At 63.4% G+C, this 3,703-nt stretch carries 2 protein-coding genes and 2 pseudogenes; all 4 read right to left on the reverse strand.

The genetic code is table 11. The annotated features are described in order from the left end of the window. Nucleotides 1–445, reverse strand: a pseudogene (locus Q0M35_RS18020) (anthranilate synthase component I); the annotation flags it as partial. A 7-nt stretch (nucleotides 446–452) separates the two neighbouring features. After that, nucleotides 453–2,291 carry a peptidylprolyl isomerase gene (locus Q0M35_RS18025; RefSeq protein ID WP_295317634.1) on the reverse strand — a complete coding sequence of 613 codons (1,839 nt, stop codon included), beginning with the start codon at nucleotides 2,289–2,291 and terminating at the stop codon, nucleotides 453–455. 78 nt (nucleotides 2,292–2,369) lie between these two features. Next, a complete protein-coding gene (locus Q0M35_RS18030) occupies nucleotides 2,370–3,545 on the reverse strand; it encodes an aminotransferase (protein WP_295317635.1) in 1,176 nt (391 codons plus the stop codon). Nucleotides 3,546–3,628: 83 nt separating this feature from the next. Continuing rightward, nucleotides 3,629–3,703: pseudogene (locus tag Q0M35_RS18035) on the reverse strand (xanthine phosphoribosyltransferase); the annotation flags it as partial.

Here is a 3,703-nt window from a genome sequence, read left to right on the forward strand (position 1 = left end):
GCGGGTCGGGGTTCACATCCGGCAGATGCTCGATCAGCCGCACCATGTCATAGCCGAGATACCCGAAAAGCCCGGCAGCGGCCTGCGGCAGATCCTCGGGCAGTTCGATCCGGCTTTCAGCGATCAGAGAGCGCAGCGCGTCCAGCGGATTGCCCTCCATCGGGGTAAAGGCATCGCTGTCGTACCGCGCGGCGCGGTTGACCTCACTCTGGTCAGCCCGGCAGCGCCAGATCAGATCGGGCTTCATGCCGATGATCGAATAGCGACCGCGCACTTCTCCACCCGTGACTGATTCCAGCACAAAGGCGTCCTTTTGCGCGCCGGTAAGGCGCAGCATCAGCGAAACGGGCGTGTCCAGATCAGCGGCCAGCCGGGTCCAGACGATCTGGTTCCGCCCGGCGGCGTATTCCGCCTCGAAGGCTGCGAAATCAGGGGTCAGCGCCATTGCGGTATCAGGGGAAGTTGACGTGCACGGCCTGCAGCGCCTGCTGGTTTATCTGCGGGTCGGCGCGGCGGGTTACATCGCCGCGGTAGATGTCGAATATGTCCTCGGCCAGCGCCTGACCGGCCTGCGCACGGATCTGTTCACGCAGCTCGTCGGTTTCCGGGCCGTCTTCTGGGCCTGCGGTACCGTCCAGCCGGACAATGATCACGCCGCCATCAGCGTCGATGATGCGCACTTCGCCTTCCTGCATCTCAAAAACGGTGTTCATAAACCCTGCAGGCGTGCCGCCGACATAGTCGCTGCGCAGCAGATTTTCCTCGCGCACCGCATCAAAGCCAAGCTCTGCAAAGTCGGTGCCCTCTTCAAGCTGTGGCAGGGCGGCTTCGACCTCGATATTCAGCAGACGCGCAGTTTCGGCGGCGCGCCAGTGTGCGGTGACAGCTTCGCGCGCGTCTGCAAACGGGGCAGGACGCTCCGGGAGAACCTCATTGAGGCGCAGCGCAAAAAGACCGCCGTCGTCAAGCTGTCCGATTTCCGGGAAATCTTCCGGAGTGACCGCACGGGCGGCGTCGCGGAAGGCCTCGTAGCCTGCGATATCCTCGTCGCTTTCTTCGGTCCAGGCGATCTCGTTCAGCACCATATCGGTATCTGCAGCAAGTTCTTCAAGCGTTGCTCCGCCAGCGAGCATATCGTCAAAGCTCTGGGCCTGCGCATCCACCAGCCGCTGGGCGCGGTCATTCACGAGCATCGGGCGCAGCATCTCCTGCGCTTGCTCAAAGGAGGTTTCGAGAGGGGGCAGCACACCGTTCACCCGGAAGAGCGCTGAGCCGAGCGGGCTTGGCAGCGGTCCGGCGACCTCGCCGACTTCGGCCTCAAAGACTGCCTCGCCCGCGTCACCGAGTTCGTCCTGCGCCACATCTCCGAGATCGACGTCCTGAAGGGTCAGGCCGCGCTCTTCGACCAGATCTTCGAAGGTGGCCCCTGTCTCAAGGCTTGCCAGTGCCGCGGCGGCGGCCTCTTCGTCGAGAAACGCTAGGCGTTCCACCAGACGGCGCTCGGGCTGGTTAAACTCGTCAATGCGCGCGTCATAAAGCTCACGCAGTGCGCTTTCTTCGATCTCCACATCGTCGATCAGCATATCGGGTGTCAGCACAGCATAAGTGATGCGCCGCGTCTCAGGCAGCGTAAATGCGCCGGTGTTTTCGTTGTAATGCGCGCGCAGTGTCGCCTCGTCGGGGGTGGGCACGGGCTCGGAAAGATCGCCCTCTCCGAGGAGTGTCCAGGTAAAGCTTGCACGGGCGCCGACATAGTTGATCAGCGTATCAACATAGGTATCGGGCATAGCAACGCCGCTCAGAACAGCGCCCTGCAGCAGCGTACGCGCGACCTCTTCGCGCAGCTGTTCTTCGAATTCAGCCTCTGAGAGGCCGCTCTGTTCCAGCGCAAACCGGTAACCTTCGCGGTCGAAGGTGCCGTCGAGACCCCGGAAGGCCGGGATGTCGAGGATCCGGTCACGCAGGTTCTCGTCGCCGATCGAGAGGCCCATTTCGGTGGCTTCGTGATCCAGCGCGCGGTCTTCAACAATTCGCTGCAGCACCGCCCGGTCGAGGCCGATTTCGCGAGCGCGCGCGAAAGAAAGGGTCTGGCCGGTCTGTTGCTCAAAAGAACGGATTTCCTGCTGCAGGGCCCGGAAATAGCTGTCCACCGGCACCGGTTTATCACCGACTGTGCCGATCGTGCGGATGTTGCCGGACAGATTGGTGGCACCAAACCCGGCAAGGCCCAGGATCAGCAGACCCATCAGGATCCACATTGCCGTTTTCGAGATGCTTTTGCCGGCTGCCATTGTCGTCCCCGTCACAGAGTTTCACGCATGCCGCACTGTCTATGCGCAGGCGGACCGGGGAGCAAGGGGCAGCACGCCTCAGGCGGTGAAGGCGTGCAGACGGTCAAAGAGCTCCGCGATGCCGTCTGCATCGAGATTGGCGAAAGCGATGCGCAACTGAGATGCGCCGGCGGGGTCATCTGCGGGGCAGAACATCGTGCCGGGCAGGCACAGGATGCCCTGATCACGCACCAGCCGGGGTGCCAGATCCGCCGAGCTGACCGAAAAGGGATGGGCGACATAGGCGAAATAAGCACCGAGCCCGAGCAGGCTCCAGCCGGCTTTTTCCAGCACAGGAAAGCCGGTTTCAATCGCGGCGCGGCGGGTCAGGATTTCTTCGCGCTCACCGGCCAGCCACTGGTCGAGATTCTGCATGCCCCAGAGTGCCGCGTACTGTCCGATCTGCCCGGGGCAGATGGCGACGGTATCGAGGAATTTTTCGACCTCGGAGAGGCGCGCGGGGCTGGTAACGAGCGCGCCCACCCGGTGACCGGTCAGACGGTAGGCTTTCGAGAAAGAATAGAGGTGGATGAGCGTGTCGTCCCAGTCAGGATCTTCAAAAAGGCTGTGCGGTGCACCGGGAGAGGCGTGGAAATCGCGATAGGTTTCATCCAGAATAAGCGCGATGCCACGGGCGCGGGCGAGATCGAAAAAGGCGCGCAACAGATCGTCAGGGTATTCGACGCCGGCGGGATTGTTGGGCGAGACAAGGGCGATGGCCCGGGTGCGGTCGGTGATCAGAGCGGCGGCCTGACCGGCCACCGGGCGCAGATCGGCGCCGGTCTGAAGCGGTACAGTGTTTACGCCCGCCATATCGAGCCACATTTTGTGATTGAAGTACCAGGGCACCGGGACGATGACTTCGTCGCCCTCGCTGCAGAGTGTGGCAATGGCGGCGGCAAAGGCCTGGTTGCAGCCCGATGTGATGGCCACCTGGTCCGTGCGCACTGTGCCGCCGTATATCTGTGAGGTGCGGCCCGCCAGCGTCTCGCGCAGCTCCGGCATGCCCAGCACGGGGCCGTAGAGATGCGCGTCATCGCGGGTCAGCGCGGCCTCGGCCATGGCCTCGCGCAGGGCCGGGGGTGGCGGGTCCACCGGTGCGGCCTGGCTCACGTTGATAAGCGCACGGTCGGGCGGGAAGGTGACGCCGTCAAGCCAGCGCCGGGCCTCCATCACGGGCGGGGGGAAGGTGCTGGCGGTGCGGGTCAGGGGCATGGTGAGATATTTCCTTTCAGCGCGGGGGCAGGGGTGGAAGCCTCCGGCGGGGATATTTTTAAGCCAGAGAACGGCGGCTTGTGTCAGTCTGTACCCCGGTAGGGTTCGACGTATTGCAGTGCCATGTCCCAGGGAAAGAAGATCCAGGTGTCCTGGCT

The sequence above is a fragment of the Roseobacter sp. genome (assembly GCF_024639605.1).
In the GTDB taxonomy this organism is placed as follows: domain Bacteria; phylum Pseudomonadota; class Alphaproteobacteria; order Rhodobacterales; family Rhodobacteraceae; genus Roseobacter.